Origin of the sequence: Myxococcus sp. CA023 (genome assembly GCF_010998615.1) — a bacterium.
Taxonomy (GTDB): domain Bacteria; phylum Myxococcota; class Myxococcia; order Myxococcales; family Myxococcaceae; genus Myxococcus.
The window spans coordinates 49267-74080 of sequence record NZ_JAAEAH010000032.1; the positions used below are offsets into that span (position 1 = coordinate 49267).

Consider the following 24814-nt stretch of genomic DNA (forward strand, 5'->3'; position numbering starts at 1 on the left):
GCCTGTTGCGTGCCCCCGACGCGCTTCTCTGAGGAAGACAAGAATGGTGGAAGACTTCTCCGAAATGCGCGGGGACGGGGGACGTGTTGTCTCTCGCACCCATGACTCCAGCGTGGGGGCCGCGCCGTCTGCGCCTACGCGCAACACGAGCACGGGCAAGCGGACGCTGCGCGTGCGTGTGGATGCCGGGCTGCGGCTCGCGGTGGGCGACGTGCCGCCCAAGGTGCTGGAGGGCCTCTGCCGCGCGCTCTCCCTGCCCAACCCCGCGTACTGGAAGCTGGTGCGGCTACGCAAGCGCCCGGGGGCAGAGCCCCAGACGCTGTACTTCTTCCGCCAGGAGGGGCGCGAGCTGGTGCTGCCGCGCGGGGCCATTCACCTGCTGCGCCGGGCCGCCGACGAGGCGGGCCTGACGCTGTCCTTCGAGGACGCGCGAGTGCTGCCGCCCAAGCGCTTGGCGAAGCTGCCGGCGGTGTCCTTGCGCGACTACCAGGCCGAGGCTGTGGAGCGGCTGGCGAAGGCCACCCAGGGGACGGCAGTGCTGCCATGCGGGGCGGGGAAGAGCGTCCTAGCCGTCGGCGCAATCTCTCGGCTCCGCACGCCGACGCTCATCCTCGTCCACACCTTGGACCTGGCGGAGCAGTGGCGAGAGCACGTGCGTGAGCGCCTGGGCCTGGAGGCAGGCCTCGTGGGCGCGGGCGAGGAAGATGTGCAGCCCGTCACCGTGGCCGTCGTCCAGTCCCTCACCCGATGGGAGGACGCGAAGCTCGACGCCTTCCTCCACCGTTTCGGCCTGATCGTCCTGGACGAGGCCCACCACATCGCCGCCAGCGCCTTCCACCGAATCGTGGACCGTTGCCCGGCGCGCTACCGGCTGGGCCTGACGGCGACGCCCGCGCGGGAGGACGGGCTGACTCCCCTCTTGCGCCTCTACCTGGGCGCCCCCTTGGCCGTGGTGAAGCACGAGGACCTCGTTGCGCGCGGCGTGCTGGTGGTGCCCGAGGTGCGCGCCGTGGAGACGGCCTTCGAGTACCCCTACGTCGGCTCGGCGGACTACGCGCCCATGCTGGGGGCGCTGGTGGAGGACAAGGCTCGCAATGACCTCGTCCTTGGCGCCGTGGCCCGCGAAGCATGGGCAGGCCACCTGTGCCTCGTCCTCACGGGGCGGGTGGACCATTGCGAACTGCTAGCGCAGCGGCTGTCGGCCACGGGCATTCCCGCCGCCGCGCTGACGAGCGCGGTGCCGCGCGAGGAGCGCAAGGCCCTCCTGGACAAGGCTCGTGATGGACGCGTCCGCGTCCTCGTGGCCACCAGCCTGGCGGATGAGGGGCTGGACTTGCCGCGCCTCTCGCGCGTCTTCGTGGCGTACCCCGGCTGCGCCAAGGGACGCACCGTCCAGCGCCTCGGACGCCTGATGCGTCCCCATCCGGAGAAGAAGAGCGCTGTCCTCATCGACTTCCTCGACAGGAAGGTGCCGCTCTTGCGGCGCCACCACGTGAAGCGCCGCCAGCAGTACGCCGCAGTGCTGGGGGTAGGAGCAGCGCCCGCGGCTGTCCCTCATTGAACTGAAGCAAGGAGTGCACACCCATGACGACGACACCTACTGAAACCACTCCCAATCCCGAATCCATTCGTTCCATCTGGCGGTGGCTGGCACACGCGCCGCATGGTGTGAGCGAAGTCCGCGTCATCCGCCCGGGTGGCGGAGGAATTGTGGGCATTGGCTACTTCAACGACGAGGAGTCCTTCGTCGCGGCATGCGTCGAGGCCAATGCTGCCGGCAACGTGTACGTGGGCATTCAGCCGCGCCCCCGGCGCCTGCTGGAGTTGGCCCCCAACGTCCTGCGCCCGTTGCGGACTGGGGCGGGAAGCAAGGACATCGAGGTGGTGACGGCCACGGTGGTGGACCTGGACCCGGTGCGCCCCAAGGACACGGCCAGCACCGAGCACGAGCTCTCGCTGACGCTCCAGGTGGCTGAGGCCGCTGCGGCTTGGTGCGAAGAGCAGGGCCTCGTTCGGCCGCGGCTGATGATGAGCGGCAACGGGGCGCAGCTCTGGTTCGCCCTGCCGCCGCAGTCCCTGGAGGGCGAGAGCCACGAGCGGGTGCAGGCGGGCCTGAAGGCCTTCGAAGCCGAGGTGCGTGCCCGATTCGCCTCCGAATGCGTGCACGTGGACTCCATCCACGACGTGGCCCGCATCATCAAGGTGGTGGGCACCGTCAGCCGGAAAGGGGTGGGGACAGCGGAGCGGCCTCACCGAGCAGCTCGGGCGCTCGCCGGCTTCGAGCGCATGGAAGACGCAGTTCTCCTGGAGCGCCTGCTGCGCGCGCCGGTGCAGCAGCCCGTGGCGAACCTGGCGCGTCCGGCCCAGGTGACGTTGCCGTTGGCACCCTCCGCCTCGGCACCGCTGGGGACGGTGAAGGCCCGCCGGACGGCGACGGGCGAGTACGACTGGGCGCAGCCGGTGGAGATGTGCGGCCCGGTGCTGCGCTTGTGGCAGGAGGGTGCGGAGGACCGGAGCGTCGCCATCTTCAACATGGTGCGCTTCTTCGCGCACAAGGGGCTGGGCCTCGACGAAATCACCGAACTCGTCCTCGAGTACGACAGGCGGGGCCTGGGGAAGCTGAAGGGCCGGGACGGCGTCGGCTACATCCGCAAGGCCTACGAGAAGGTGGTGGCCACCGCCCGCGAGGATGGCGCCGTGGCGCCGCCCTGCCACTCCCTCCAGGGCATGGGCTACTGCCGCGTCAACCGCGAGCCGGACGTGCGCTGCGAGCTCTACGACGTCGTCTTCGACGTGGAGAAGGCCGTGGAGGCGCTCGCCACGGTACCGGCCCAGGACGTCGAGTACCGCCTCAAGCCGATTCTGGAGGCCATCGCCCACCGGCCTCCGTCCGCACAGGAGAAGTACCTGGGCCTGCTGGAGGTGCGCACGGGCTTGCCCGCGCAGAAGCTGCGGCTGTCCATGGCCCGTGCCGTGCGCACTTCAGCAGCGGGAGAGGGTGCGGAGGGCGCGGACTCCAAGGGAGGCGGGAAGGGCAGCAGCGGCGACGACACCATCGACGGCGAGGTGTACGAGGACGCCTACTGCTACTACACGGTGACGCAGCGGGGTGAGGCGAAGGCCATTTCCTCCTTCACCTTCACGCCCAGGGCCGTCGTCGAAACCGAGGAGGGGGAGGTGTTCCTCGGGGACATCCGCACGGACAAGGGCACCCACCTGGACGGGGCGCGCTTGCCGCGACGGGCCTTCAGCTCGCGCAAGGAGTTGCTGCACCACCTGCCCTCCGTCCACACGCAGTGGACGGGCAGCGACAACAACGTGCAGGGCCTCTTGCGCGTGGTGGCTCGCCGGCCGGCGCCGCGGCTGCCAGGCACCACGATGCTTGGGGACTTCAAGCGGGGAGCGCACCACGTCTGGGTGGCGCCTGAGTGCACCATTGGGGTGGGAGGCTTCCTCTCAGACTCCCCCGTGGCGTACCTGCCGAATGGCACCTCGCTGGAATCGCGCATTCGCTACGAGGCCACGGACGACGACACCTTTCACGAGGTGGCGAGAACGGTTTTCGAGTGCCTCCTGAAAATCAACACGCCCCAGGTGGTGCTGCCCATGCTGGGCTGGTTCTTCGCCACGCCCATGAAGCCGCGCCTGATGGAGAAGGTGGGCTCCTTCCCGCTCCTCTTCATCCACGGGACTCAAGGTAGCGGCAAGTCGAGCATGTGCACCGACGTCTTCTGGCCCCTCTTCGGCGTGCCGGCCTCGGACGCTTACAGCGTGACGGAAACGGAGTTCGCCTTGGTGAAGCTGCTGTCCGCCACGCGCTCCGTGCCCGTGGTGGCCGACGAGTACAAGCCCTACGACATGCCGCTGCACCGCCTTCAGATGCTGCACCGCTACATGCGGCGCCTCTACCGCGGGGAGACAGAGGAGCGTGGCCGCTCGGACTTGTCGGTGGTGAGCTACCGCTTGCAAGCGCCGCTGTGCGTGGCCGGCGAGACACGCCCCACGGAGGCCGCTCTCCTCGAGCGCCTTCTCACCGTCAACCCCGAGAAGGCGACGCTGAAGCGGCGTGACTGCCGGGCGGCCTTCCGCAAGTTGAAGGCCGCCAACCTGGCCCTCTTCGCGCCTCGCTACATTCAATTCTGCCTGGGGCGAAACTTCGACGCGGACTACCGCGTGGCCCGCACCGTGGCGGACGACTTCCTTGAGGGACGTGAAGTGCCACCGCGCGTCGTCGACAACGTGGTGGCCATGCTGCTGGGGCTGCACCTCTTCGAGACATTCGCCCAAGAGTGCGGCTACGAGCTGCCCGTGGACTTGGGGGCCCGCGAAGCAGTCAACGCCGTGCTGGCGGACATCCTTGAGACGGAAGCCGGGGTGAAGAATGCCCTCGACGTCTTCCTGGAGATGCTGGGCGTCATGGCCGTTCAGGGGGAGCTGCGGCACCGGGTGCATTACGCCTTCGAGGGCGAGCGCTTCTGCCTGCACCTGGAGAGCGCCTACGACGCCTTCCGCGCCCACTGCAAGCGCATCGACTACGAGGGCGAAATCGTGGACACGAAGGCGCTGCGGCGCCTGATGCACGAGAATCTCCGCGAGGGGGGCTACGTCGTCGCCCTGAACGAGCGCGTCTGCTTCGACGGGAGAATGAACCGCCGCCGCGCCGTGGTGATGGACTTGTCGCGCACGCGCCTCGTCTCGGCAGAGGACTTCCCGCACTCCCACGACTGGCGCGCGCGCAACGGCGACTACACGGCGGATGACGTCAACGGATAGCCGGCCCGAGCGGTGAGTGCCCTACGGCTGGCAGCCGTGGGGCGTGGAGACGCGTGGGCGTGTCCCCAAATGCCTGCAGGTGGCTCTTGTCATGGTGATGGACCCGAGAATGTCAAAGCAGGTTGAGGATGACGCCACGGTGGCTGAGCGGCCGAGCCTCCGGCGGCAACGCCGCGAGGATGCCGTCGACGTGCTGGCCGAGGTCCTGTGGGAGTTGTGGCTGCGTCGACATGCGCAGTCGCAACGACAGACGCCAACGTGGGGCGCGGAGGAGAGCGCGCATGGCTGAGCCGCAGACTCTCGACTTGTCTTCTTCTGGGGACAGAGCGTCCATGGCTTTCGCCCGAGGGCGTGCTGCCCCGGACGAAGGAGACACCACCATGGCGAAGAAGGAGACTGCGCGCGCCGCGCGCAAGCAGTTGGCGGACGTTCCGCAGCAACTGGCTGCGTTGGCCAGCATGTCAGTGCCGGATTTGGCGGAGAAGTATCTGGAGGTGTACGGCGAGCCCACGCGCAGCCGGAACCGGGACTACCTGAAGAAGCGCCTGGCCTTCCGAATTCAGGAGCTGGCCGAAGGGGGCCTCTCCGCGCGCGCCGTCGCACGCATCTCGGAGTTGGGAGACAAGCTGCCCGAGCGCTGGCGGATGCGGCAGGTGGAGGAGACGAAGCCCTGCGCGCCGCCGCCTTCGCCTGCCGTTGGGGCCGGACGCGCAGCCGCTGCGGACGGGCGCGACGCACGCCTTCCTCCGCTGGGCACGGTGCTGACGCGCGTGTTCAAGGGCACGCAGCATCGGGTGACGGTGCGCGAGGGCGGAATCGAATACGAGGGACAGCTTCACCGCAGCCTCTCCAGCGTGGCCAAGCTGATTACGGGCACGGCCTGGAATGGCTTCTCCTTCTTCGGCCTCAAGGCCGGCAGCACCAACGCGGTGACACCGTGAGCGGCCCCGCCTTCTTCCAGACGTACATGGGCCAGCGCTTCTACGAGACGACGATGCCGCAGCTCGTCCGCCAGCTGACGCGCCTCAACAACAACCTGGAGCGGCTTGTGGCCGTCGCGGAGCAGCTCGCCGGGCAGAAGGATGCCTCGAGCGCCGAGCCGGTGCAGCCGACAACGACAGCGGGGACGGAGGAGCCATGAGGAAGAGCAAAGCACCGCTTACCGAGGAGAAGCGCTGCGCCGTCTATACGCGCAAGTCCACGGCAGCGGGCCTGGAGATGGAATTCAACAGCCTTGACGCCCAGCGCGAGTCCTGTGTCGCCTACGTGCAGCGCCAGCCCGGCTGGGTGTTGGTGGACGAGTCTTACGACGATGGTGGCTTCACCGGCGCCAACATGGAGCGGCCCGCTTTCCAGCGGCTGCTGCAGGACGTGGACGCGGGCCGGGTAGACGTGGTGGTGGTGTACAAGGTGGACCGCCTCTCCCGCAGCCTCCTCGACTTCGCGAAAGTCATGGAGCGCCTCAACGCGGCAGGCGCCTCCTTCGTCTCGGTGACGCAGAACTTCAGCACGGCGGATGCCATGGGCCGGCTGACGTTGAACATGCTGATGTCCTTCGCCGAGTTCGAGCGGGAGATGATTTCCGAGCGGACGCGGGACAAGGTGGCTGCTGCGCGACGCAAGGGGAAGTGGACGGGAGGCCGCGCGCCGCTGGGCTACGAGGTGAAGGACAAGCGCCTCGTGGTGAATGAGTACGAGGCGGTGGTGGTGCGGGAGGCCTTCGAGCTGTACCTCCAACACCAGCAGGCCTCGGCGGTGGCGCGCCTCCTCAACGAGAAGGGGCGCACGACGAAGCGGTACGAGGCGCAGAACGGGGCGACACGCGCGGCCCGGAGGTGGACGACGCAGGATGTGCTGCGCCTCTTGAGGAGTCCCCTGTACGCGGGCTTCGTTCCCTATGGGGAGGAGACGCACCCAGGCGAGCACCCGGCGATTGTAGACAGGGCCACCTTCCACCGGGTGCAGGACATGCTGGAGGGCCCTGGCCTCCAGTATCACGGGCGCAACCCCGACTACGTGCTGCGAGGGCTGTTGCGCTGCGGCCTGTGCGGCGAGGCGATGACGCCCGGCAGCACGCGCAAGGGCGAGCGCGAGTACCGCTACTACCGCTGCGTCACCCGGGACAAGCAAGGGAAGGAGGGGTGCCGGGCCGCTCCCCTGCCGGCAGGCGCCCTGGAGGACTTCGTCGTCGCGCAGCTGCGGGAGGTTTCGGTAGGTGACGGCTTCGCCGCCCAGGTGCATGCCCGCCTCACGGCGCGGTTGGAGGAGAAGCACCAGGCTCTGCGCGCGGAGCGCGCGCAGCTTCCGAGAGACGTGGCCAAGCGCGCTGCGGCGTCCGCGAAGTGGGTGGACTCCCTCTCGAAGCTGGAGGGCCCAGCCCGGCGCCTCGTTGAGGAGAAGCTGACGGCCGCGGAAGAGGAGGTCGCCGGTATGCGGAAGCGGCTGGCGGAGGTGGAGCGCGCCCTGGACGCCATTGAGGGGGAGAAGGTGGAGGCGGAGTGGGTGGCCCAGGCTCTGGCGAACTTCGACGCGGTGTGGGACGCCCTCACCTCTACGAATCGGGGGCGCCTGCTGCGGGCCCTCGTTGGCCGGGTGGTGGTGAACGAGGCGACGGGCCAGGTCGACGTGCATATGGCCCACGCTGGTGAGGCCGCAGCGACTGGGCGCGAGGAGGTGGCGGCGTGAGCGCGAGTCCGGAGTCTCAGCCGGCGGAGGCCGGCCTCGTCAGTGCGCATTTCCACCGCGTGCGTCGCGCGAAGGTGGTGCGCCTCCGAGGGGGGGCGCCACCCCCGCCGCGAGAGGTGGCGCGCCGGCCAGCACACGTCGCGCGAATGCTGGCCCTGGCGCACCATCTGGAGTCCGCCATTGGGCGGGGCCTCGTGGCGAGCGCAGCGGACGTCGCAGGTCAACTGGGCTTTACTCGAGCGCGTGTGACGCACCTGCTGGACTTGCTGCTGCTGGCGCCGGACATCCAGGAGGAGGTGCTGTTTCTCGAAGCCGTCGAAGGGAAGGAGCCCCTCAGCGAGCGAGTCCTCCGGGCTGTTGCACACGCGGGGACGTGGGAGGTGCAGCGCTCGCGTTGGCGCGAGGTGAAGGCTTCATTTTGAAGCTGGAGCCGGAATACTCGAAATCCTTGGTGTAGCGTGAGTGGAAGAGGCTGAATTGCTGTACGCGTTGAGAGTGCGCGGGCTGTAAGCCCCGCGAGGAAAGTGAGCGAGAGCACATGCAGAACGACATGAAGGGCATCATCCAGGCTGCGGTGGCGGAGGCGGTGGAGAAGACGATGGGCCGGCAACTGGAGCTACAGGAGCGGCAGCTGGAGCTGCTGGGGAAGATTGCTCAGTTCCTGGGGATTGAGTCCGGCTCGGCTCATGCGGCGTCCGCGCCGAAGCGGGCCCCCGTGCCGCCTCCCGCGTCGAAGCGCATACCCGCGCCCGCGCCAGCGTCCACGCCGAAGCGCACGCCCTCGGTGCCCGTGCGGAAGTATGTGAGGCCGGAGGCTGCGCCGAAGCCCACGCGGGCCGGCCCCGCGCCCCAGAAGAGCCGCGGGCGCCCGCGCGCAGCGGGACGCACTGCGACGGCCGCAGCCCCCAGCGCCAGTCCCAGTCCCGAGGCACCCGTCTCCTTCGCGGTGGGACAGGAGGTGCGCTACAAGCAAGGGCGGGGCGCCTTCAATGCGAAGGTGAAGGCCGTCGACGAGAAGGCGAAGACGGTGACGGTGGAGCGCGTCTCCGACGGCAAGCAGGTGGTGCGTCCCTTCGACAAGGTGACGCCAGCCTGAGTCTGGGCCGCGAAGCGCCCTCTTCGGAGGGCGCTCCTGCGGCTCGTCGGCCATGGCGTCGAGCTGCCCCTGGGCGATGGCGCGGTAGTGGGGCACGACTTCCACCTCGAGCACGTCCCGCATCTCCTGGCGGGCGCTGACGAAGTCCCCCTTGTCCTTGTGCTGGTACATCCGGTGCAGCGCGTCCATGAGCCGGCGAGTGCCCTCGCGGATGCGCTGAGACTCCTCTTGCAACAGGCCCAGCGCCACCTCTTCCGTAGCGAGCGCGCTCTTGGCTTCGCTGGCGCTGATGCCCACCTCGGCGGCCGTGCGCTTCAGCAGCGCCTTCTCCTTCCGCGTGAGGGCCAGGCGCTCTCCTTCGGTGAGGACACGACGCGCCAATGTGCGAATTGCCCCCCGTTAATGGTTTTACTCACGATGCATGTTTCCTTTGCGGGGCTGCCCAGCCCAGCGCGTGAGGCCGAGGCTGGGTCTCTTTCACCCTGGATAGGGATAGGCGCGCTTGGGGTGGCCTGTTCGCTACGAGTGGTAGAGGGCTTCACAGACTCCCAAAGGTCATGTTAATTCGACGGTCGAGTCAACTAGACCTTGTTGCCCCGGGAGATTTGCCGCGGCGGCGAATCTCGGTGTCCGTGGGGCCGCGCCCCTGCTTTCAGGAGGATTCACAGCCATGACGAAGCGTTCGGAAGATGAAGTGTCGACGGAGGAGTTTCCGTCCAGACTCTCCACCCCGCCTAGCCCCAGCGCGCCGCGCTTCCTCTTCGAAGTGGAGGGCGTGCGTTACGAGGCGGTGCGGGAGGTCGAGGTGCGGTCGAATGGCGAGAAGCTCCTGAAGGTGGAGCGGCGAGTGGCGGATGGAGTCTTGGCTGGCCTCTCCCTCGTTCGCCGAATTGCCAGCCCATCCACGTACATGATGCGTAAGCGGATGATTGAAGAGGTGCAGCTGGCCTTTCGCCTCAATCACCCCAACATTGCGCAAGTCTTCCATATGCAGGTGGATGAGGAGGAGGACGCCCCCTACGCCATCATGGAGTACGTGGGTGGGCCCTCGCTGGAGACGCTGGTGTGTGCGGCGTTGGTGCGAGGGCAGCCCCTCTCCGAGGGCTTTGGTTTGTACGTGGGGGCGGAGGTGGCGGACGCGCTGCACTACGCGCACACGCTGACGTCAGAGAAGGGTGTGCCCCTGGGCATCGTCCACCGTGACGTGAGTCCCCGGCACATCGCCTTGGGTCTCCATGGAGAGGTGAAGGTGCTGGACTTCGGCTCGGCATTCTCGCTGCTGGTGGGGCGGGAGGAGTCGCCCGAGAATCTGCTGCGAGGGGACGTGGCCTACGCCTCTCCGGAGTACCTGCGCAAGGAAGGGCTGACGCCGTGCTCCGACGTCTTCAGTCTGGGGGTGTTGCTCGTGGAAGTCTTGACGAGCAAACACCTCTTCGAGGTGCGCGACGTCCCAGTGGTGGCGAAAGAGAGCCGGTTTGTCGCGGAGTCGCAGCCCTCGTTGCCGCTGCAGCAGATGCAGGCCCTCATGGAGGCGTTCAACCCGGACGTCGTCGAGAAGGCGGTGGGCCACCTCAGCCAGGACATCAAGGCGGTGTTGCACACCGCGCTGCGCCGCAACCCCGAGGAGCGCTTCGCGACGGCGGCGGACATGAGGGATGCGCTGCGTGGTGTCGCCCACGCCGAGCTCCTCGAGCCCTATGGGCGAGCGGAAGCCGCCAAGGAGGCCGCCCGTGTCGTGTCCGAGGGCGGGGTACTGCGCGACCAGGTGGAGTTCGGCGAGGCTGGCATCTACCCGGATGGGCTGGAGAAGCACGAGTTGGGTCTCCCGAAGAAGGAGTAGGCCGCCGATGCTCTGCTTTCGCGTCCTTCGCAATGGCGAGCACCTCACCACCGCGGGGCTGCCGGACTTCGGAGTCCTCCACACCATCCTGTCGTGGGTGCGCCGCCCTGACGACGAGACCAGCGCCATCCCTGAATTCACACTCCACGTGGGCGGCTCTGAAGGTAGGGAGTACCGCGAGCACCTGACGTGGTGTGACGCGAACATCCGCGCGGGCGATGTCCTCATCGTGGAGGTGCGTGAGGATTTGGAAGCCGACCCACCGAAGGAGCGCCGCAGCGACCCAGAGGCGGGGCTGGACGACGTTTCCCGCCTTCAGTTGCAGAAGACGCGCCTGGAGAAGTTACTCGCTGAGGTGGATGCGGAGTTGCGGGAGCGCGGCGCGGCGTAGCGGGGTGCCTCCTCCTTCGGACGGGGAGTCGCTCCGTCATCGCCGGGGTCCGCTCGGTTGGGGGCGCGCGTGCTCCGGTGCAGAGCCCCGAGGTATGGGGCTCTGCCCGCCAGGCCTGCTCCCTGCTCGGAGACGCCGGAGCGCCGGCCGCAAGCAGCCTTGGCGCTGCAAGGGCGGGCGCCCACGGGGCGCAGCTTCAGCGGGCCAGCTCGGTGGTGATGCGGACGAGGGCGTCCAGCTTCGCCGCATCGAGCTTCCGCGCGAGGAAGATAAGCCGGCGCAAGGTGACGTCGTCGTCCGGACGAGTTGGACTCCCGCTGTTGGGGGACTCGGTGAGCCCCATCATGTCTTCGGGACTAACCATCAACTCGATGCACAACTTCTTCAGCGTCTCGACGCTGGGAATCATGTGCCCGCGCTCAATCCGGCTGTAGACGGCAGAGGCCAGCCCCACGCGCTCCGCGACTTGGACCTGCGTCAGACTCATCTGCTCCCGAGCAAGGCGGGCGATGGAGCCCAGGTGCGCTGCAAGCTGTTCGTTCATAGGTACAAGGGAGTATACCTGAATTGCTAGTTGTCAAGGGAGTATCATCCATCAGCGCACGTCCGGCAGGAGTTGGATGAGGGCGAGCGCCTGGTGCGCGTCCAACTGGCGCACACGGCGGAGCAGGGCCTCCTTGGCGGCGGTGACGACGTCCGGTGGCAGTGAGGCGGGGTAGTCAAGTAACTCGTTGGGAGTGGTGCGGAGCGCGGAGCACAGACGGTACAGCGTCTGGACGCTGGGAAGCATTCGGCCGCGCTCGATTCGGCTGTAGACGATAGGGGAGATGTCGATGAGCTGGGCCACCTCTGTCTGCTTCAGGCCAGCGCGAAGGCGGGCTGCGCGGAGGGTGCCGCCGACGATGCTGGGCAAGGGACGGGAGGGCTCCTTCGGAAGGGCGAAGCCACGGGCGTCAGGGTGGATGTACATTCCCAATCAACTGTACCTGATAGTATAGTTTGATTTACCTTGAGATAGGCTTGAAACCCTCTGCGGCTGGTGGCTGGGGGGGATAAGACTTCGCGCGATTTCCCTGGGCTTCTGGTAGCGTGGGCCGGCGCCGGGGAGGGAGTCGCATGCGCGTGGCCGCAGTCCTGCTGTCCTACAGAGTCTCGAGGAAGTCGCCATGAGGGACAACGGCCCCCCAGCCGTGCTGTCCCCTGGGGACTCGGTGATGGGCTACACGGTGGTGAGGCAGTTGGACCGAGGTGGCTTCGGCACCGTGTACCTCGCGACGAACGGCGGGCAGCCCTGCGCGCTGAAGCTCGTGGAGCGGCAGCGCGTGGAGGGGCGGGTGGAGAAGGAAGTCTCCATCCTCTTGCGCTTGACGCACCCGAACGTGGTGGGCATTCGCGGCTTCACCTACTGGCATGCCGAGGAGCGCGACTTCGCCCTCATCGCAATGGAGTACGTGGAGGGCCGGAAGCTGAGCGCGTGGGTGAAGGATGAGAACCCCTGTGCCCGGCGAATTGCGAAGGTGACGCTCGACATGGCGCGGGCGCTGGAGGCCTCGCACGAGGCGGGAGTGGTGCACCGGGACGTGAAGGACGCCAACGTCATGGTGCGTGACGCGGACGGCCTGGCGGTGCTGGTGGACTACGGGATTGGGGACTACAAGGGCGCCCCCGGCGTCACCCAGTCCATGCTGCCGCCCGGGACGATGGAGTACCGGCCCCCCGAGGCCTGGGCCTTCATGAGGAAGCACCTGGGCCAGCAGTCGGGCGCCCGCTACGTGTCCGTCCCCTCGGACGACATGTGGGCCCTGGGCACTGTCCTCTACCGCCTCCTCACGGCGAGGCTGCCCTTCGACGCGGGGACGGACGCGGAGTACGTCGAGGGCGTCATGGGCAAGTCGCCTGTGCCCCCTCACCTCGTCAACCGCTTCGTCCCGGAGCGGCTGAGTCAGCTGTGCATGCGGTTGTTGGAAAAGGAGCCTGCTGCACGTCCCACCGCGAGCGCTGTCTGTGCGGCCCTGGAGGAGCTGCTGCCCGGGGCAGAAGGCGAGGCGTGGGACACCCCCTTGTTCGACACGTATGGCCCTAACTCGGCCACCACGGAGAATGAGGGCAAGGTGAATGGGTTCGCTCGGTGGGCGAAGCGGCCCCTGCGTCAGATGCGTCGTGGCAAGGCGCCGGGGCCGGAGCTGCCGGAAGTCCCAGGCGAAGGCAGGCCCGCGGCATTGCCGCCCGAGGCCCCGCTGGCGCCTGCGGCCACGTGGCCCGTGGAGACGCAGGTGCTGGGCTTGGCGCATGAGGCGGGGGTGGGAGCGGAAGCTGCAATGGAGGCGGAAGCCGCGCAAGCGGCGCTCGTGGGCCCCGTCGTCGAAGTGAGACGGCGCTCCCTCTTCGCTCGCATCAGGAAAGGGCGGCTGCTGGGCGCTGGGCTGCTGGCCATGGCCCTCGCGTCTGGGGCGTACCTCTCACAGCGGACGGCTTCGCCGCAGCCGCAGGCCGGCCCCGGCCAAGAAGTAGCGACATATGCCAAGAAACCTCAAGCTGCCCCGGCCGCAGCTCCCATCGGGCCGGAGGCAACACCTGCGGCCGTCGCGCCCCCTGCGACGCTTCCCGAGGTGACTGCAACCGTGACGACCCCCCAGAACGACACCGCTTCCTCCCAGCCAGTGCCTGCGAAGAAGGCCGCGAGGAGCGTCCGCACTGCCCTGGCGGCGACGGCCCTCTGCGGCGCGCTGGCCTGCTCTGGTCCCCAGGTGCGCCCGGCTCCGGACCCTGAACCGTGCCCGGCAGGCGCCACCAAGGGCATGAAGAAGCTCGGCATGGAGATTGGGGACGATGCGGGGGCGAGCTTCGTCAGGGGAGAAGAAAAGCCCGTAACGGTGAGGGAAGGCACTGCGCAGATCATCCTTGGCTCGGACAAGGCCACCTTGTCTGGGCGGCTCGTTATTGCCGACCGCGTCTATGTCCGACTGACTCGAGCGCGATTTCGCGGAGAGAGCTTTCCCGTGTGCTTGGAGGTGCTGGACAGCTCAGGCAACCGCGGGCTGGCGATAAAGGACGGAGGAGGGGAGTCCGGAAAAGCTCGCGTGTTCTCTGCCGTTTCCGTCAAGGCAGTGAGTGAGTTTGAGTGAGGTGTCGCTGTTGGGCAGGCGCTCGTGAGTCGCCAGCGGTGCCGCCGCTGGCTTGGTCCAGGAGAAACGTCGAGTGCATCATTCCGTGTCGGCCGTGCTGCTTTTCCTCCTTCTCGCAGGAGAGGGGACGGCCCTAGCGCAGTCGCCCGCATCCACCGTGGGGCTGAGCCTTCGCCGAATCGAGCTGGTCTCGGATGATGCTGAGCCAGCAGTTGAAGTGGCGGTGAGCCCAGGGCTTTCGACGGTGTTCCTCTTTGATTCGGAGGTGAGTCGAGAGGGGCTGACGCTCGAGGGACGCGAGCGCTTCGTGATGGTGGACGCTGGGCTCACTACCTTGCGCCTGATTCCGTCAGAGAAAATCTCGGCGGGAGAGCGGCTCAAGTTAACGGTGCGCTTTCAGGATGGCGCGGCCCCGGCAAGTGCGACGTTTGTCTTGGTCGCGCACCCCGCACGGTCGGAGGCGCAGGTCGAAGTCTATCGACGCAAAAGGAGCGTCGAGACGTACCAGGAGGAAGTCCGTCAGGCACGCATCGAAGCTGAGAAGTGCAAAGAGGAGAATGAGCGTCTGCGCGCGGAGCGAAGTGCTCCTGATGGGCTGACGGGACTCATCTCGACAGCAGTCCTTAGCAAGCGAGGCGTTGACTTCCGCGACCTGGCCGAGGGGGTGACCCAGGCCCCAGGAGGGGCCGCAGCCAAGCAGTATGTCTATGCATATCGCGCAGCCCGCAGGGTAGCTGTTGAGGTCACCCTCAAGTCAGGCGGGGACGCCCAACCATGGACAGCAGTGGGGGCGATGCTCAGGGGCAAGGCCAACGAGGAGCTGAAGGTGCTTCAAGTATGGCAGTCGGGCCCCATCGCACCGGGAGCGGATACCCAGCGCGTAGTGGTAGAGGCTGAGGCAGCATCCGAGTCTCCTCGAGGACCCTTCACGCTGAAGCTCTGGGATGCGGACGGGCGCCGCACCGTCACGTTGGGCAACGTCACCTTTCCTTAGCCCTGCGAGCACTACCTCCAAACCCTTTCGTGGGTTTCCGGCATCGGGGGCTTGTGCCGAATACCAATCTGGGGTCCAATGGACTATACCTATTGGTCTAGTCCATTCTGGCGTGCCCTGGAGGGCGATGTGTTCCCCACTGTGCTGGAGTGCATGCGCGCGGCTGCGCGCTTCCTTGGTGGCTGCGGAGAGCGCCCGGAGGGCGACGCGCTTGATCCACCTTCCTAACTCCGCATCGAAGTAGGCGTTGGGCTCTCGCGCTGCGCAGAGGACCTCCCGCACTTGTCATGTGAGGCACGTGTGGACGGTCATCGTGCGCCGAGATGCCGTCTGCGCTTCGTTGGGCCGCATGCCTGACGGGCGCTGAGGAGCCCTTCCTCAGTCATCCCTATTCGCGTTTGGAGTCATGGTCGGCGCCGGGCTTCCGGGCGCCGAGACGTGACGCGTCTGTCCGCTGTCGGGTCGGGCCGGGCTTCCTGGCGCCGAGACGTGACACGTCTGCCTATTGCTTGGCCCAGTCGGCCTGCCGACGGCTCCCGCAATGCAATGCATTCACCCCGCAGTCCGGCGCCCTGCCGGACTGAACGGGAGGCCTCTGTCCATTGCCCCTCCTTCGGGGCCTTCACAGGAGACGTCGATGTTCATGCGCTGGGTCGTCGTGTTGCTGCTGGTGGTTCCCGGAGCGGGGTGGGCGGAGGAGATTGTCTATCCTGATGACTACGTGGCCGAAGAGGAAGTCGACCCTGTCGAGGCAGATGGGGATGCGCTGCTCGAGCCTTCCATGGACGAGGGTAATGCCCTGGTCGAGGAGGCGCCGGCCACGTCCGGCTTGGGCTCTGGCTGGGCGAACCGGCTGAGCCTGGAGACCACGACGTGGGCACTGCTGCCTCGGAGAGGGGCCGGAAGGGACGAAGGCTTCCTGCAGGTGCATCCGCGGCTGGAGTTCGTCAAGCCGGGCTTTCTCCAAGTCGAACTGGGCGCTCCGGTGCGCCTGCGCATGTGGGGCGGGGAGGCGGGGGGCAGTCTGGTGCGCAAAGAGGACTGGGACGAGCTCTCCGACTGGGGCCAGGTGGTGCAGAACCTGATGGTGGGAGGCGACGCGCCGAACTTCGTGTGGGTGGGCGCCCTGGAGTCGTACACGCTGCTGTCCGGGCACCTGGTGCGCCGCTACAACAACCGGGGCAACCCCAACTACAACCCAGCCGGTGCGGTGGTGACGGGGATGCTGAGGCCCCTCTACGTCGAGGCCTTCGCCTCGGACGTGCTGGGCGCGCGGCTGATGGGGGCGGAAGTCGTCCTGGACGTGCAGCACATCCTCATGGGCCGCCAGCCGTACCCCATGAAATACGCCCTGTCGCTGTCGGCGGTGCACGACTGGGGCAAGGCGGGAGGGGTGTCGGAGCCGATGACGCTGGCCCACCTCGACGGGACGGCCATCCTCGTGAGCCGTCGCAAAGGGCAAGGGGGCTTCGAGCTGCAGGCGAACGCGGGCTGGGGCGGGCGTCCCGGAGAGGGCGGCGCGTGGGGCGCGGTGGCGGGACTGGGTGCGGAGTACATGTCCTCGACGGTGGACATGCGCGCGCGCCTGGAGGGCCGCCTTCAGCGTGGAGGCTTCCGTCAGGGCGCCTTCGGCCCGGACTACGAGCTGGCGCGCTTCCAGGTGGCGGGCCCGACTGCCCTGCCGCAGGCGGACGCGCCGTTTCCGGATGGGTACTCGGCCCACGGCGAGCTGATTGTGAGCTGGGACGCGGAGAGTCTGGGCGTGCTGGGGCAGCGCCACTTCCGACTGTCGATGGGCGCCGAGGTGTTCAACTGGGGCCGGGTGGACGTGGACGGCCGGCTGGAGACGCAGCTCTTCCACCGCAACCTCTCGGTGGGCGTGGGCGGCCTGGCGGTGGGCGCGGGCCAGCCAGGAGCGCGCTACCTCGCCTCGGGTGACGCGCGGTGGCGCTTCCTGGGCGGGAAGCTGTACGCGGTGGGGCAGGGGGGCACGCTGCTGTTCCCGACGGCGGAAGGGTCGCTGCGGCCAGGCGCCTTCGCCTCCGTGGGACTGGGGGTGGACAATGCGCGCTGAGCGGCCTTGGTGCGGCGGGTTTGGCGCGGCGCTGCTGGTGGCCCTCCTGGCCTCCGGGTGCGCCTCGTTGCCGGCGAGGCCGGGGCCGGCGGGCCGTGGGGCCATCCTGGCCTTCAGTCCCCTCTCCGTGCCCTCCCAGGCGGCGAGGAGCGCGGCGACGGGTGTGTACCAGGGGGATGCGTCGGACTCCGCGGATGGGACGCCAGAGCCAGGGCCGATGGGCTTTCGACGTGGAGTCATCGGCAGGGCCCTCAACGAGGAGGGCGCGCGCGGCTCGAACGGCGGGGGCGGGGCCTTCGCTTGTGGCGGCAAGGCTTTGCCCTCGGGCTGGCCCCGCCTGACTCAAAGCCGCGAAGTGCTGGCGCCCTTCCTGGCGTGTACCTCGCCTGCGGAGTTCGTTGCCATGCAGCGTGGGGTGGACATGGCCGCGCTGGTGCAGTCCCTCTCTCCCTGGGACGCGGTCCGCCTGGGCGCCTTGGGGCCTCTGGACGAGCACGCCTCGGAAGTCCTCAGTCGCAAGCGCGCGGACTTCATCGTCGCGTCCGTGGAGAGGTACGGCGTGCCGTACGCCGAGGTGTTCACCCTCTTCGTCTTCCACGCATCCTTCGACGACGAACTGCGCGAGGTAGTGCAGCGGCTGGCCCGCGACAAACAGTTGGAAGACACACTGGGCGCCATGGCCTCTGTCCGCGAGGAGTTGAAGCGGCGGGGCCTGAAGCTGGAAGGCTTCCCGGAGCGGGGAGAGAGAGCTCGCGACGTGCTGCGCGGGCTGGGGCGAGCGGGTCGGGACATGCTCTCCAGCAGCCTGGTGAGTGGTGAGGCCCGGTACACGGAACTCATGGCGAGGCGTCAGCACATGCCGTCGCCCTACCAATTTGCCATCGAAGAGGTGGAGAAGGCCCTGCTGGAGAGGCACTACTCGCCGGGAAGTGTCTCGGCGGGAGCCTTTGACTCCCTCACCTTCGGTGTGCCGGTGGGCTTCTACCACCTGGCGGTGGGGACGGGGCACGGGGCGTATTCGCTGGCGCAAGGCAAGTACGAGCAGGCCACGCGCGAGCTTGCGCCGGCCGCGCTGGCGGTAGCGGTGTACGCCGGGGGGAAGGGTGCGCGGGCCCTGGTGGAGTCACGCGGAGGGCTGAGGCGACTCCAGATGCCGGCGCTCGACGTGGCCGGTATGAAGGCGCTGCTGGCGCGCCTGGAGGAGCAGGTCGGCATCAACGCCGCGCGCGATTTGTTGCGCTACCTCCAGGCGAGCCGCGAGGGGGCCCTGCTGGCCGCTGAGTGGGGGGAGGCGGGACTGCTGGCGCTGTACGAGGCCCGCGGAAACCCCGCGAAGGCGCAGGCCGTGCTGATGGAGACGGCGAGCCGCGAGGCCGCCCAGGCCGTGGCCACGAGGGGCTCTGCGGGGAAGCGGCCCGTCAACCTGGACCTCTTCGAGCAGAACGCCGAGGTGTCCGCCGCGGAGTCGCAGGCGGCCAGCCGCGAGTCCTCCAAAGCTGCAACGACGAGGGAAGGGGCGAATCGCGAGCCCGCCCGGTCATCGGCGAAAAGGCAGCAGTTCGACAACCTGGACCTCTTCGCCCAGGACGCCAAGGTAGGCGCTGCTGAGGCCGCGAAGGCGAAGCTGTTCCTGGCGGAACTGGAGTCCCAGGGGCCCCGTCTCCCGAAGGACGCGAAGCTGCTGAAGCAGATGGCCCCGAAGCTGGAGGCGCCGCCGCCGGGAGTCGAGAAGGGGGCGCCGCTCTGGCAGGAGTACGTCGCCTACCGCAAGAGGAGGCTGAAGGAGATTCAGGACGGCGACGCCGTCAAGGGCCCCCTGAAGTGGGAGGGCTACGAAGGGATGCGCGCCTACTATGCTCGGGGCATGGCCTTCGAGAGGACCATGGTCGCCATCCTGGAGGCGGACGCTGCGCTGCCCCGCTCACAGCGGCGCTGGCTCGGCGACTTCGAGCAGCCGCGCATCGAGACGCACGTGGGCGTGTCGAAGGTGGACTTCCGGTATGCCGACGTCCTTGTCATCGAGGAGCGCCCTCCAGCGGGCCAGTCGCCCCGGGTGGAGACGTTCAGCTTCAAGAGCCGGAACCTCAGCATCCTGAAAAAGGAGGACTTGGAAGTGCAGGTGAATACGGATGCGAGCAATGCGACGAGGTACTACGGTGGGTCGCTAAAAATTCTTCGGGACGGTATGCGACAGCAAGCGACTGTGAAGCGGGTGCGCCTTGTCTACGAGGGCGAAAAGCTTCTGCCTAAAGATCGGGAAATGCTGGTCAATGCGGTCGATGCGGCACAGGAGAGAATCAAGGGCGTGGAGGTGCTGTTTCAATGAAACTGCTGACGCTGAACGACTTGAACAAGGCAGATAGCCTGACCTTCTCCTTCAAGGGCGCATTCGACTCGACCGAGGGAGTGGAACCTGCATTGACGCCTCTGGTTGATGCTCTTGAGAGGTATGCGGACAGATGGATGCCGACGCTCGTCAAGTCGACCCGGAAGCGTAGGTATTCAAGAGAGGCCGTGTGGCGTGCGATAGAGGAACGTCGCGATGAGTATGGATCGATCATCGGACTGTACCGTTCAGAGAGCCCGGCAGTGTCGCTGGTGCTCAATCTCACGCTTGCACAAGGTCAGTCCACCTTGCGCGCCAGTCTTGATGTGCAGCCGCTTTCTTTCTTTGAAGATGTGGACGCCTGCCGCGGCCTGGTGGCAATGGCTCGGGCTTGGGCATCCCGATATCCGGCGGAACATGCTGCAGCGCATGGTGTGGCCGACCGGCAACTTTCGGGGGCTCCTTCCTTCGGTCGTGACGACGCGACATGGAAACGGGATGGGTTCGACAGAATCTATGAGTTGTTCTGGCTGAACGTCTTCGGCCCCAAGCTCGTGGAAAATGTAGGTCGCGAGCGGATGCTCTCGACTCCTGTGCACCTCGTGGAGGAACTGCCCAATGGCTCTGTCCTCCTGGTGCTGTGGCCAACTCCCGCCGAATTCGCGAGCGATGAGGCGCGTGTGGCCCAGGCCCGCGCGCACGTTCACCTGCGGCCGGACCTCGACTTCGACACGGTGTTGCGCACGCTGCGGGAGAGGAGCGCCGCACTCGTACCCGTCGAGTCGCGCTTCCACCCCGACGTGGCGCCGTTCCTCTCGCGGCTGACGGACGAGTTCGCCATCAGCGAGCGGCAACGCAAGATCGCCGAGTTCAACGCCTTCCAGCCTCCTGTGCCGGATGAGTGGCTGCCGGTCGCCCTTCCATCGGACGTGGCGAATCCGGAGCGCGTCCTCGAATCCTACGGAGACCTGTCCGAAAGTCTTGTGGCAGCGCTGCACACGAAGGTGCCCTCCATCATGGACGAGACGGCCGAGTCCCTCACGGATCTCGACCTCTTCTTCTGGAGGGAAGACTTCCCCGAACGGTACGAGCGGCACCTCATCGATGGACACACCGCACCGGCGCTCGGAGCCTACCTGGGGGACGTGCTGGTACGGCGGTTGGGCGGGACATGGGTGCTGCGGCAGAAGATGGAAGAGTCCCAGGTTCGGGTGGGCAAGCGCGTATGGCTGCCCTTCCTCCGCGCCCGCCGGTACATGCAGTCCTGCCAGTCGCTGCTGGACTACTCGCTCACGCAGTTCTTCCATGAGGTGGAGCGGTACCGGCCCTGAAGCGATTCCGACATGGATGCCTAGTACTACCTGGTCATCTGGCAGCATGGAGCTTGGGTGCCAGGGACGCAGAGGATTTCTCTCACAAGCGCTTCTCGCCCGTCAGCGCGGTCGATGTGACGGCGCATTTCTAGGGTGCGCCGAAGCGACGTGTCCGGGCTACACCACCACGTTATGGATAAACCAAAATACCCAAGGGAGCACCTCCACGCTGCCCTGGCAGCCTCTGTGCCCGAATGGCTCGAGCACGCCGACCTTCTTGAGGACCTCGGCGAGCTAGTGGACCAGGTCTTCTTCGCGAGTCTCGCGACGGAGGAGGGCGAGAACCTCCGCTTCCATGTGGTCGTCGCAGGCAAGAAGAAGTTGGAGGAAGTGACGGACACGGAGTGGCCTGACGCCATCCCGGAGCAGGAGCAGGAGCTGGCCTGGACGGTCATGCGGATCGAGCCGCACCGGGTCGACCCCAAGGCCCTCGTGAAACTCGCAGGGGCTACGGAGTTCGGGCGCACGGCCTTGGTGCTCGACCAGCGCAACGAAGATGGCCAGCTCTGGATCTTCGGAGTTGCACGACGCAATCCTCGAACAAATGGCGGCAGGGTGCTCGTCGTCTCCACATCGGCACCGGGTGCGGTGTCCGTCTACTTCGAGGGGCGACGCATCATGCGCTACGAGCGTGGACTGCTCGTGCCGCCCGTGGTGGACGTCTTCTCGGAGGCTGGGGTAGTGACCCGCGCAATCCGCAGCTCAATTCCAGAGTTTCTGGCGCGGATGAAGAACTCCCTCTTCTCGCCTCACAACGTTGGGGAGCGCGTCTTCTCGCGCTTGGTGCGGGGGATGCGGGCGACAGGACATGGCGGTTCTGTACTCGTTCTGCCTGCGGTTCCCGACGGCGAGGCGGCACCGAAGCCGAAGTACCGACTGCTTCGAGCGGACGTGCTGGCCGTACAAGCCCAAGCGTACGTCGACGTCCACACTGAGAGGTTCAAGGCGCAGTTTGGTGCGGAGGACCCGAACGAGTTTCCGTTCGAACGGTGGAAGCAGCAAGAGGACGTCGCCGAAGCAAACCTCGAGGCGGCAGTGGACGACATTGCGCGGCTCACAGCCCCGGATGGTGCGCTACTGATGGGGCCTGAGTTCGCCGTCCTCGGAGCTGGCTACATGGTGACGGGCACCGGAACGGGAAAGGTGTTGGACATCTTTGAAGCCTCCGACGCCGAGGGCAAGCGCGTCAGCGAGAAGCCGTATGCACTCGAACAACATGGGGCGCGGCACAAGGCTGCAGCCACTTTCGTTTCCCAGAGTGGTGGGTTCGCGTTCATCGCCTCCGAGGATGGGCCGCTGAAGGTCCTCGTACGCCACGAGGATCGTATCCTCCTTTGGCGCGTGGAGCTTCCTGAGTACTGAGGTCGTCCGCCTGCGCGTCATCGGGTGAAGCGCTGGCGAGTTACAGGAGCAGAGCCGCTGTACGACCCGGGACACGTGACCAGGTCGTACTAGCAGTTGTGATCGCCGCAGGAGGGGCCCGGTTCAGTCGGGCTCGCTCCTGGCGGCATGCTCAAGCTAGGCGCCCAACTTTCGCCGACGCCCCTAATTGTGAACCGCAAGCGCACCGGCCACGCGGTTCCTCCTTCGCGATGGACACGAAATTTAGAAGTCCGAGAAATCAAGAGTGACGAGCGACTTGCGAAGGTTGAGCCCCAGTTCCTTTGCATACGGGATGAACAGCAGATGGAAAGCGTTCCCTCGGCCGGGGAAAAGGATGCGGTAATAATAGGTGCCGTCTGAATCATGTGGCTCGTTGATGTCGATCAGGCCGGCTTCCGTCAGAAGCGCCAGATCTCCGTCGAGGTCGTCGCCATGATAGATGCGGCGCAGCTTGGGTTCGCTGATCCGATAATCCTCGGTGGCTCTCGATAATTCATTGTCTCGGCGCTCAATGAGGAGCTTGAATACCTCGCGCGTCAGCCGAGGCAGCGCTGCGAGCTTGGTACTCAATTCGGCAATCGCGTTCTTCGCTTCGTTGCGATCAATCGGCTCTTTCTTGGCGGCAAAATGTGCCTCCATTTTAGAGGCGTCCGAGAGCTGCGGCTTCGGAAGCGCTTCAATAAGATTGTCTATGCTGGTAGGGAAACGACCTTCTTCGTCGGGTATCTCCAGCTCAATTTTGACTCGACGTGTCTCGCTCGATACATAGCGGGCAAGGTCCACCAGGGCGTCAATCGAAAGCGTCATGATGCGGCTGCATACGTCATTGAAGTCCCAGACCATCTCTTCTTTGAAGCCGAAGCGTTCATAGGGCTCACCATTCATGGTGTAGGAGCCCTGTTTCTCCCCGATAATCAGAATGCGGATGTTCGGATACTTCGCGCGCTCTACATCGTCGATGTTCTCTAGCGTCTCCTTTACCTTGGCACCGGACTTGTCGGTGGTGACTTGGAAGGCCCATCCGTTGGTGGCGTCTCCGAGATCAAGACCAGGATTGTTGGAACGCTCGCCGTTGAGGTTGGACAGCCCGAGGCTGAGGACTCGATTGAGCAATTCCATGGCGAAGTTTTCGACATGCGTGTGGATGTCGAACAGGTGTAGGCGCGCCCGCTGCTTGGCCTGCGTTGCAATGCCCGACAAGTCATCGACGATCTGGCCGATGAGGTGGCCTCGAGTAAGCATTTCTGATTCCTGTGTGGTTGGTGCGATTTGAACTGTAGCCGCTCCGCCAGGCGTTCCTGGTGAGTGAGTATATTGGGCGCTTTCCCCTTGGAGCAGGACGCGGTGGATTCTGCCCCGGCTCTGGCGGCAGCTCCACCTCCTGCTTCTTCGCAGCATCGGCCACTACCCCCCAGGCCAGCCATTCAGCTCGCTCTGGACCCTCTTGGGCATTGGGCATTCCCCGCGCGCATGGCGCTGCTGCCGCTCACCGTGGGGACAGTAGCGAGCCCTCCATGAGACGTCGAGGAGCGGCTGGCCGCTCGGGCCTAACCCCTGAGTGGTATGGACCAGGAGGCTCGGCGGTGCCTTCGAACGCGCCGCACTACTCCTACCCTGGGGCCACTGGAGCCTGCCTGGGAGCGGTGCTGGTGCGGCGACAGGGATGTCCGTGGGTGCAGCGACAGGAGATGGAGGAGCCCCAGTTGCGCGTTGGAATGCGCGTCTGGCTGCCCTTCCTGCGAACTCGCCGGTACATGCAGTCGCGCGAATCGCTCTTGGAGTATTCGCTCACGCAGTTCTTCAAGGAGGCGGAGCGGTACTGGCCCTGACTTGGTGCTGCCGCTCTTTGCGCGCTAGGCAGTGGCGGCTGGCGCGCAGGTTGCGGCAGTTTGTGTGAACGAGGAGTGTGGCGCCTACGAAGAGGAACTGGAGAGGTCGGTGCCGACGTTTGGGCGCGGCAGAGGAAGCACGAAGAACACGCCGCTGTCTGGCCGTTAGGTATTTACGGCATTCTGTTAAGGCTTAGTAGCTTGTGCATCGAGTTTACCGAGAGTCCGCGATGGCGGTGGGTTGCCTTGATGCTCACCACTAAGCACCGCCCGCGGGGCGCCATCGTCCGAGGCGCCGTTGCCGACCGTGTCGCAAGCTCGGGCTTACGCACTCTTGAGCCACGCTGTTCCTTGCCTTTCTTCTATCCAATCTGGATGTCAAGGGTTCGTACAGGGCGTTGTCATGCGCATCTCTGACGCAGCAGATGGAGGGGCACACCGGCTTGTCGGCACCTCTTCCCGATGCTCCAGGAAAGGCATTGGACGGATTCATGTAGTCGTCGCACATTTTCGAGCTTGAGGCATATCGAAAGGCGCAAAAACGCCGACGGGCGGCGCGTGCTAAGCAGTCATGGGGGACCCGGTCGTATCTCTCGCGAATCATCAGCAGCGTTAAGCGAAGGCTGCGCCGAATCCCGAACGGTTCTGCGCCCTTGAACATCCCTCTGGGCGCGGGCGTAGGGCGACCGACTGCCAGCGGCCAGGCCTGAGCACTCTGCGGCTGCGATCCGTTCAGTCGACCCTGACACCACCCGTTTCTCAATCACCGACAGGGCGCCCTCCCATGTATGGCTGGGTCGGCAGCGACTGGTGGCACGAGCACCAGCATAGAACTTTCGTGAAATGAGAAAAACCGGCTCCAAGCGGTGTCCCCTCTTTACTGGGAATTCCAAAAAGGGCACGCTTCGACTGTACGGAACTGCAC

General features: G+C 66.4%; 18 protein-coding genes and 2 pseudogenes. 16 read left to right on the top strand and 4 right to left on the bottom strand.

Going from position 1 to position 24814, the window contains the following annotated elements:
• Window positions 1–43 precede the first annotated feature (43 nt).
• The 7 genes from F8M74_RS15980 to F8M74_RS16010 all read left to right on the top strand — a co-directional run bounded on the left by F8M74_RS15980 (window position 44) and on the right by F8M74_RS16010 (window position 8554).
• Window positions 44–1561 carry a DEAD/DEAH box helicase gene (locus F8M74_RS15980; RefSeq protein WP_141255356.1) on the top strand — a complete coding sequence of 506 codons (1518 nt, stop codon included), beginning with the start codon at window positions 44–46 and terminating at the stop codon, window positions 1559–1561.
• Between the two features lie 23 nt (window positions 1562–1584).
• Complete coding sequence (locus F8M74_RS15985) at window positions 1585–4773, top strand: hypothetical protein (protein WP_141255355.1); 3189 nt, start codon at window positions 1585–1587, stop codon at window positions 4771–4773.
• Window positions 4774–5153: 380 nt separating this feature from the next.
• Window positions 5154–5714, top strand: coding sequence for a DUF2924 domain-containing protein (locus F8M74_RS15990; protein WP_141255353.1), 561 nt, complete (start codon window positions 5154–5156; stop codon window positions 5712–5714).
• Complete coding sequence (locus tag F8M74_RS15995) at window positions 5711–5914, top strand: hypothetical protein (protein WP_141255352.1); 204 nt, start codon at window positions 5711–5713, stop codon at window positions 5912–5914. The genes F8M74_RS15990 and F8M74_RS15995 overlap by 4 nt, the downstream gene beginning before the upstream one ends.
• Window positions 5911–7458, top strand: a complete 1548-nt coding sequence (locus F8M74_RS16000; protein ID WP_141255351.1) for a recombinase family protein — start codon at window positions 5911–5913, stop codon at window positions 7456–7458. The genes F8M74_RS15995 and F8M74_RS16000 overlap by 4 nt, the downstream gene beginning before the upstream one ends.
• Window positions 7455–7880, top strand: a complete 426-nt coding sequence (locus tag F8M74_RS16005; RefSeq protein WP_141255350.1) for a hypothetical protein — start codon at window positions 7455–7457, stop codon at window positions 7878–7880. Before F8M74_RS16000 ends, F8M74_RS16005 begins: the two co-directional genes overlap by 4 nt.
• A gap of 116 nt (window positions 7881–7996) precedes the next feature.
• Window positions 7997–8554: a PspA gene (locus tag F8M74_RS16010; RefSeq protein WP_141255349.1), complete on the top strand. Its 558-nt coding sequence runs from the start codon at window positions 7997–7999 to the stop codon at window positions 8552–8554.
• A 39-nt stretch (window positions 8555–8593) separates the two neighbouring features.
• On the opposite strand, the pseudogene F8M74_RS16015 reads toward F8M74_RS16010, so the two are convergent.
• Window positions 8594–8970, bottom strand: a pseudogene (locus F8M74_RS16015) (DUSAM domain-containing protein); the annotation flags it as partial.
• A gap of 254 nt (window positions 8971–9224) precedes the next feature.
• On the opposite strand from F8M74_RS16015, the gene F8M74_RS16020 reads away from it, so the two are divergent.
• Together F8M74_RS16020 and F8M74_RS16025 are read left to right on the top strand one after the other, a co-directional pair.
• Window positions 9225–10394 (top strand): serine/threonine-protein kinase, encoded by a 1170-nt coding sequence (locus tag F8M74_RS16020; RefSeq protein WP_141255348.1) that lies wholly within the window; start codon window positions 9225–9227, stop codon window positions 10392–10394.
• Between the two features lie 7 nt (window positions 10395–10401).
• Window positions 10402–10785, top strand: coding sequence for a hypothetical protein (locus tag F8M74_RS16025; RefSeq protein WP_141255347.1), 384 nt, complete (start codon window positions 10402–10404; stop codon window positions 10783–10785).
• A gap of 196 nt (window positions 10786–10981) precedes the next feature.
• On the opposite strand, the gene F8M74_RS16030 is transcribed toward F8M74_RS16025, so the two are convergent.
• Entirely contained in the window at window positions 10982–11329 is a 348-nt protein-coding gene (locus tag F8M74_RS16030; RefSeq protein WP_141255346.1) for a helix-turn-helix domain-containing protein, read from the bottom strand.
• Window positions 11330–11380: 51 nt separating this feature from the next.
• Window positions 11381–11698, bottom strand: coding sequence for a helix-turn-helix transcriptional regulator (locus F8M74_RS16035; RefSeq protein WP_228560062.1), 318 nt, complete (start codon window positions 11696–11698; stop codon window positions 11381–11383).
• Between the two features lie 253 nt (window positions 11699–11951).
• On the opposite strand from F8M74_RS16035, the gene F8M74_RS16040 reads away from it, so the two are divergent.
• The 6 genes from F8M74_RS16040 (at window position 11952) to F8M74_RS16065 (ending at window position 22039) form a co-directional block, all read left to right on the top strand.
• Entirely contained in the window at window positions 11952–13910 is a 1959-nt protein-coding gene (locus F8M74_RS16040; protein ID WP_141255344.1) for a serine/threonine-protein kinase, read from the top strand.
• Between the two features lie 73 nt (window positions 13911–13983).
• On the top strand, window positions 13984–14904 hold the full coding sequence (locus F8M74_RS16045; RefSeq protein WP_141255343.1) for a DUF2381 family protein: 921 nt from the start codon (window positions 13984–13986) through the stop codon (window positions 14902–14904).
• Window positions 14905–15541: 637 nt separating this feature from the next.
• A complete protein-coding gene (locus F8M74_RS16050) occupies window positions 15542–16978 on the top strand; it encodes a hypothetical protein (RefSeq protein ID WP_141255342.1) in 1437 nt (478 codons plus the stop codon).
• Window positions 16968–19304 (top strand): hypothetical protein, encoded by a 2337-nt coding sequence (locus F8M74_RS16055; RefSeq protein ID WP_171410484.1) that lies wholly within the window; start codon window positions 16968–16970, stop codon window positions 19302–19304. The genes F8M74_RS16050 and F8M74_RS16055 overlap by 11 nt, the downstream gene beginning before the upstream one ends.
• Window positions 19301–20635 (top strand): hypothetical protein, encoded by a 1335-nt coding sequence (locus F8M74_RS16060; RefSeq protein ID WP_141255341.1) that lies wholly within the window; start codon window positions 19301–19303, stop codon window positions 20633–20635. The genes F8M74_RS16055 and F8M74_RS16060 overlap by 4 nt, the downstream gene beginning before the upstream one ends.
• Window positions 20636–20785: 150 nt before the next feature.
• Window positions 20786–22039 (top strand): putative sensor domain DACNV-containing protein, encoded by a 1254-nt coding sequence (locus tag F8M74_RS16065; RefSeq protein WP_141255340.1) that lies wholly within the window; start codon window positions 20786–20788, stop codon window positions 22037–22039.
• A gap of 243 nt (window positions 22040–22282) precedes the next feature.
• Here F8M74_RS16065 and F8M74_RS16070 read toward each other — a convergent pair whose 3' ends face one another.
• Complete coding sequence (locus F8M74_RS16070; protein WP_162295004.1) at window positions 22283–23302, bottom strand: SMEK domain-containing protein; 1020 nt, start codon at window positions 23300–23302, stop codon at window positions 22283–22285.
• Window positions 23303–23679: 377 nt separating this feature from the next.
• Here F8M74_RS16070 and F8M74_RS16075 point away from each other — a divergent pair.
• A pseudogene (locus F8M74_RS16075) lies at window positions 23680–23889 on the top strand (hypothetical protein); the annotation flags it as partial.
• Between the last annotated feature and the right edge of the window lie 925 nt (window positions 23890–24814).

Bases quoted from the DNA above. Each gene is read 5' to 3' on its own strand.
- F8M74_RS15980 (WP_141255356.1), top strand. From the start codon at position 44: ATGGTGGAAGACTTCTCCGAAATGCGCGGGGACGGGGGACGTGTTGTC.
- F8M74_RS15985 (WP_141255355.1), top strand. From the start codon at position 1,585: ATGACGACGACACCTACTGAAACCACTCCCAATCCCGAATCCATTCGT.
- F8M74_RS15990 (WP_141255353.1), top strand. From the start codon at position 5,154: ATGGCGAAGAAGGAGACTGCGCGCGCCGCGCGCAAGCAGTTGGCGGAC.
- F8M74_RS16000 (WP_141255351.1), top strand. From the start codon at position 5,911: ATGAGGAAGAGCAAAGCACCGCTTACCGAGGAGAAGCGCTGCGCCGTC.
- F8M74_RS16010 (WP_141255349.1), top strand. From the start codon at position 7,997: ATGCAGAACGACATGAAGGGCATCATCCAGGCTGCGGTGGCGGAGGCG.
- F8M74_RS16020 (WP_141255348.1), top strand. From the start codon at position 9,225: ATGACGAAGCGTTCGGAAGATGAAGTGTCGACGGAGGAGTTTCCGTCC.
- F8M74_RS16025 (WP_141255347.1), top strand. From the start codon at position 10,402: ATGCTCTGCTTTCGCGTCCTTCGCAATGGCGAGCACCTCACCACCGCG.
- F8M74_RS16030 (WP_141255346.1), bottom strand. From the start codon at position 11,329: ATGAACGAACAGCTTGCAGCGCACCTGGGCTCCATCGCCCGCCTTGCT.
- F8M74_RS16040 (WP_141255344.1), top strand. From the start codon at position 11,952: ATGAGGGACAACGGCCCCCCAGCCGTGCTGTCCCCTGGGGACTCGGTG.
- F8M74_RS16050 (WP_141255342.1), top strand. From the start codon at position 15,542: ATGTTCATGCGCTGGGTCGTCGTGTTGCTGCTGGTGGTTCCCGGAGCG.
- F8M74_RS16055 (WP_171410484.1), top strand. From the start codon at position 16,968: ATGCGCGCTGAGCGGCCTTGGTGCGGCGGGTTTGGCGCGGCGCTGCTG.
- F8M74_RS16060 (WP_141255341.1), top strand. From the start codon at position 19,301: ATGAAACTGCTGACGCTGAACGACTTGAACAAGGCAGATAGCCTGACC.
- F8M74_RS16070 (WP_162295004.1), bottom strand. From the start codon at position 23,302: ATGCTTACTCGAGGCCACCTCATCGGCCAGATCGTCGATGACTTGTCG.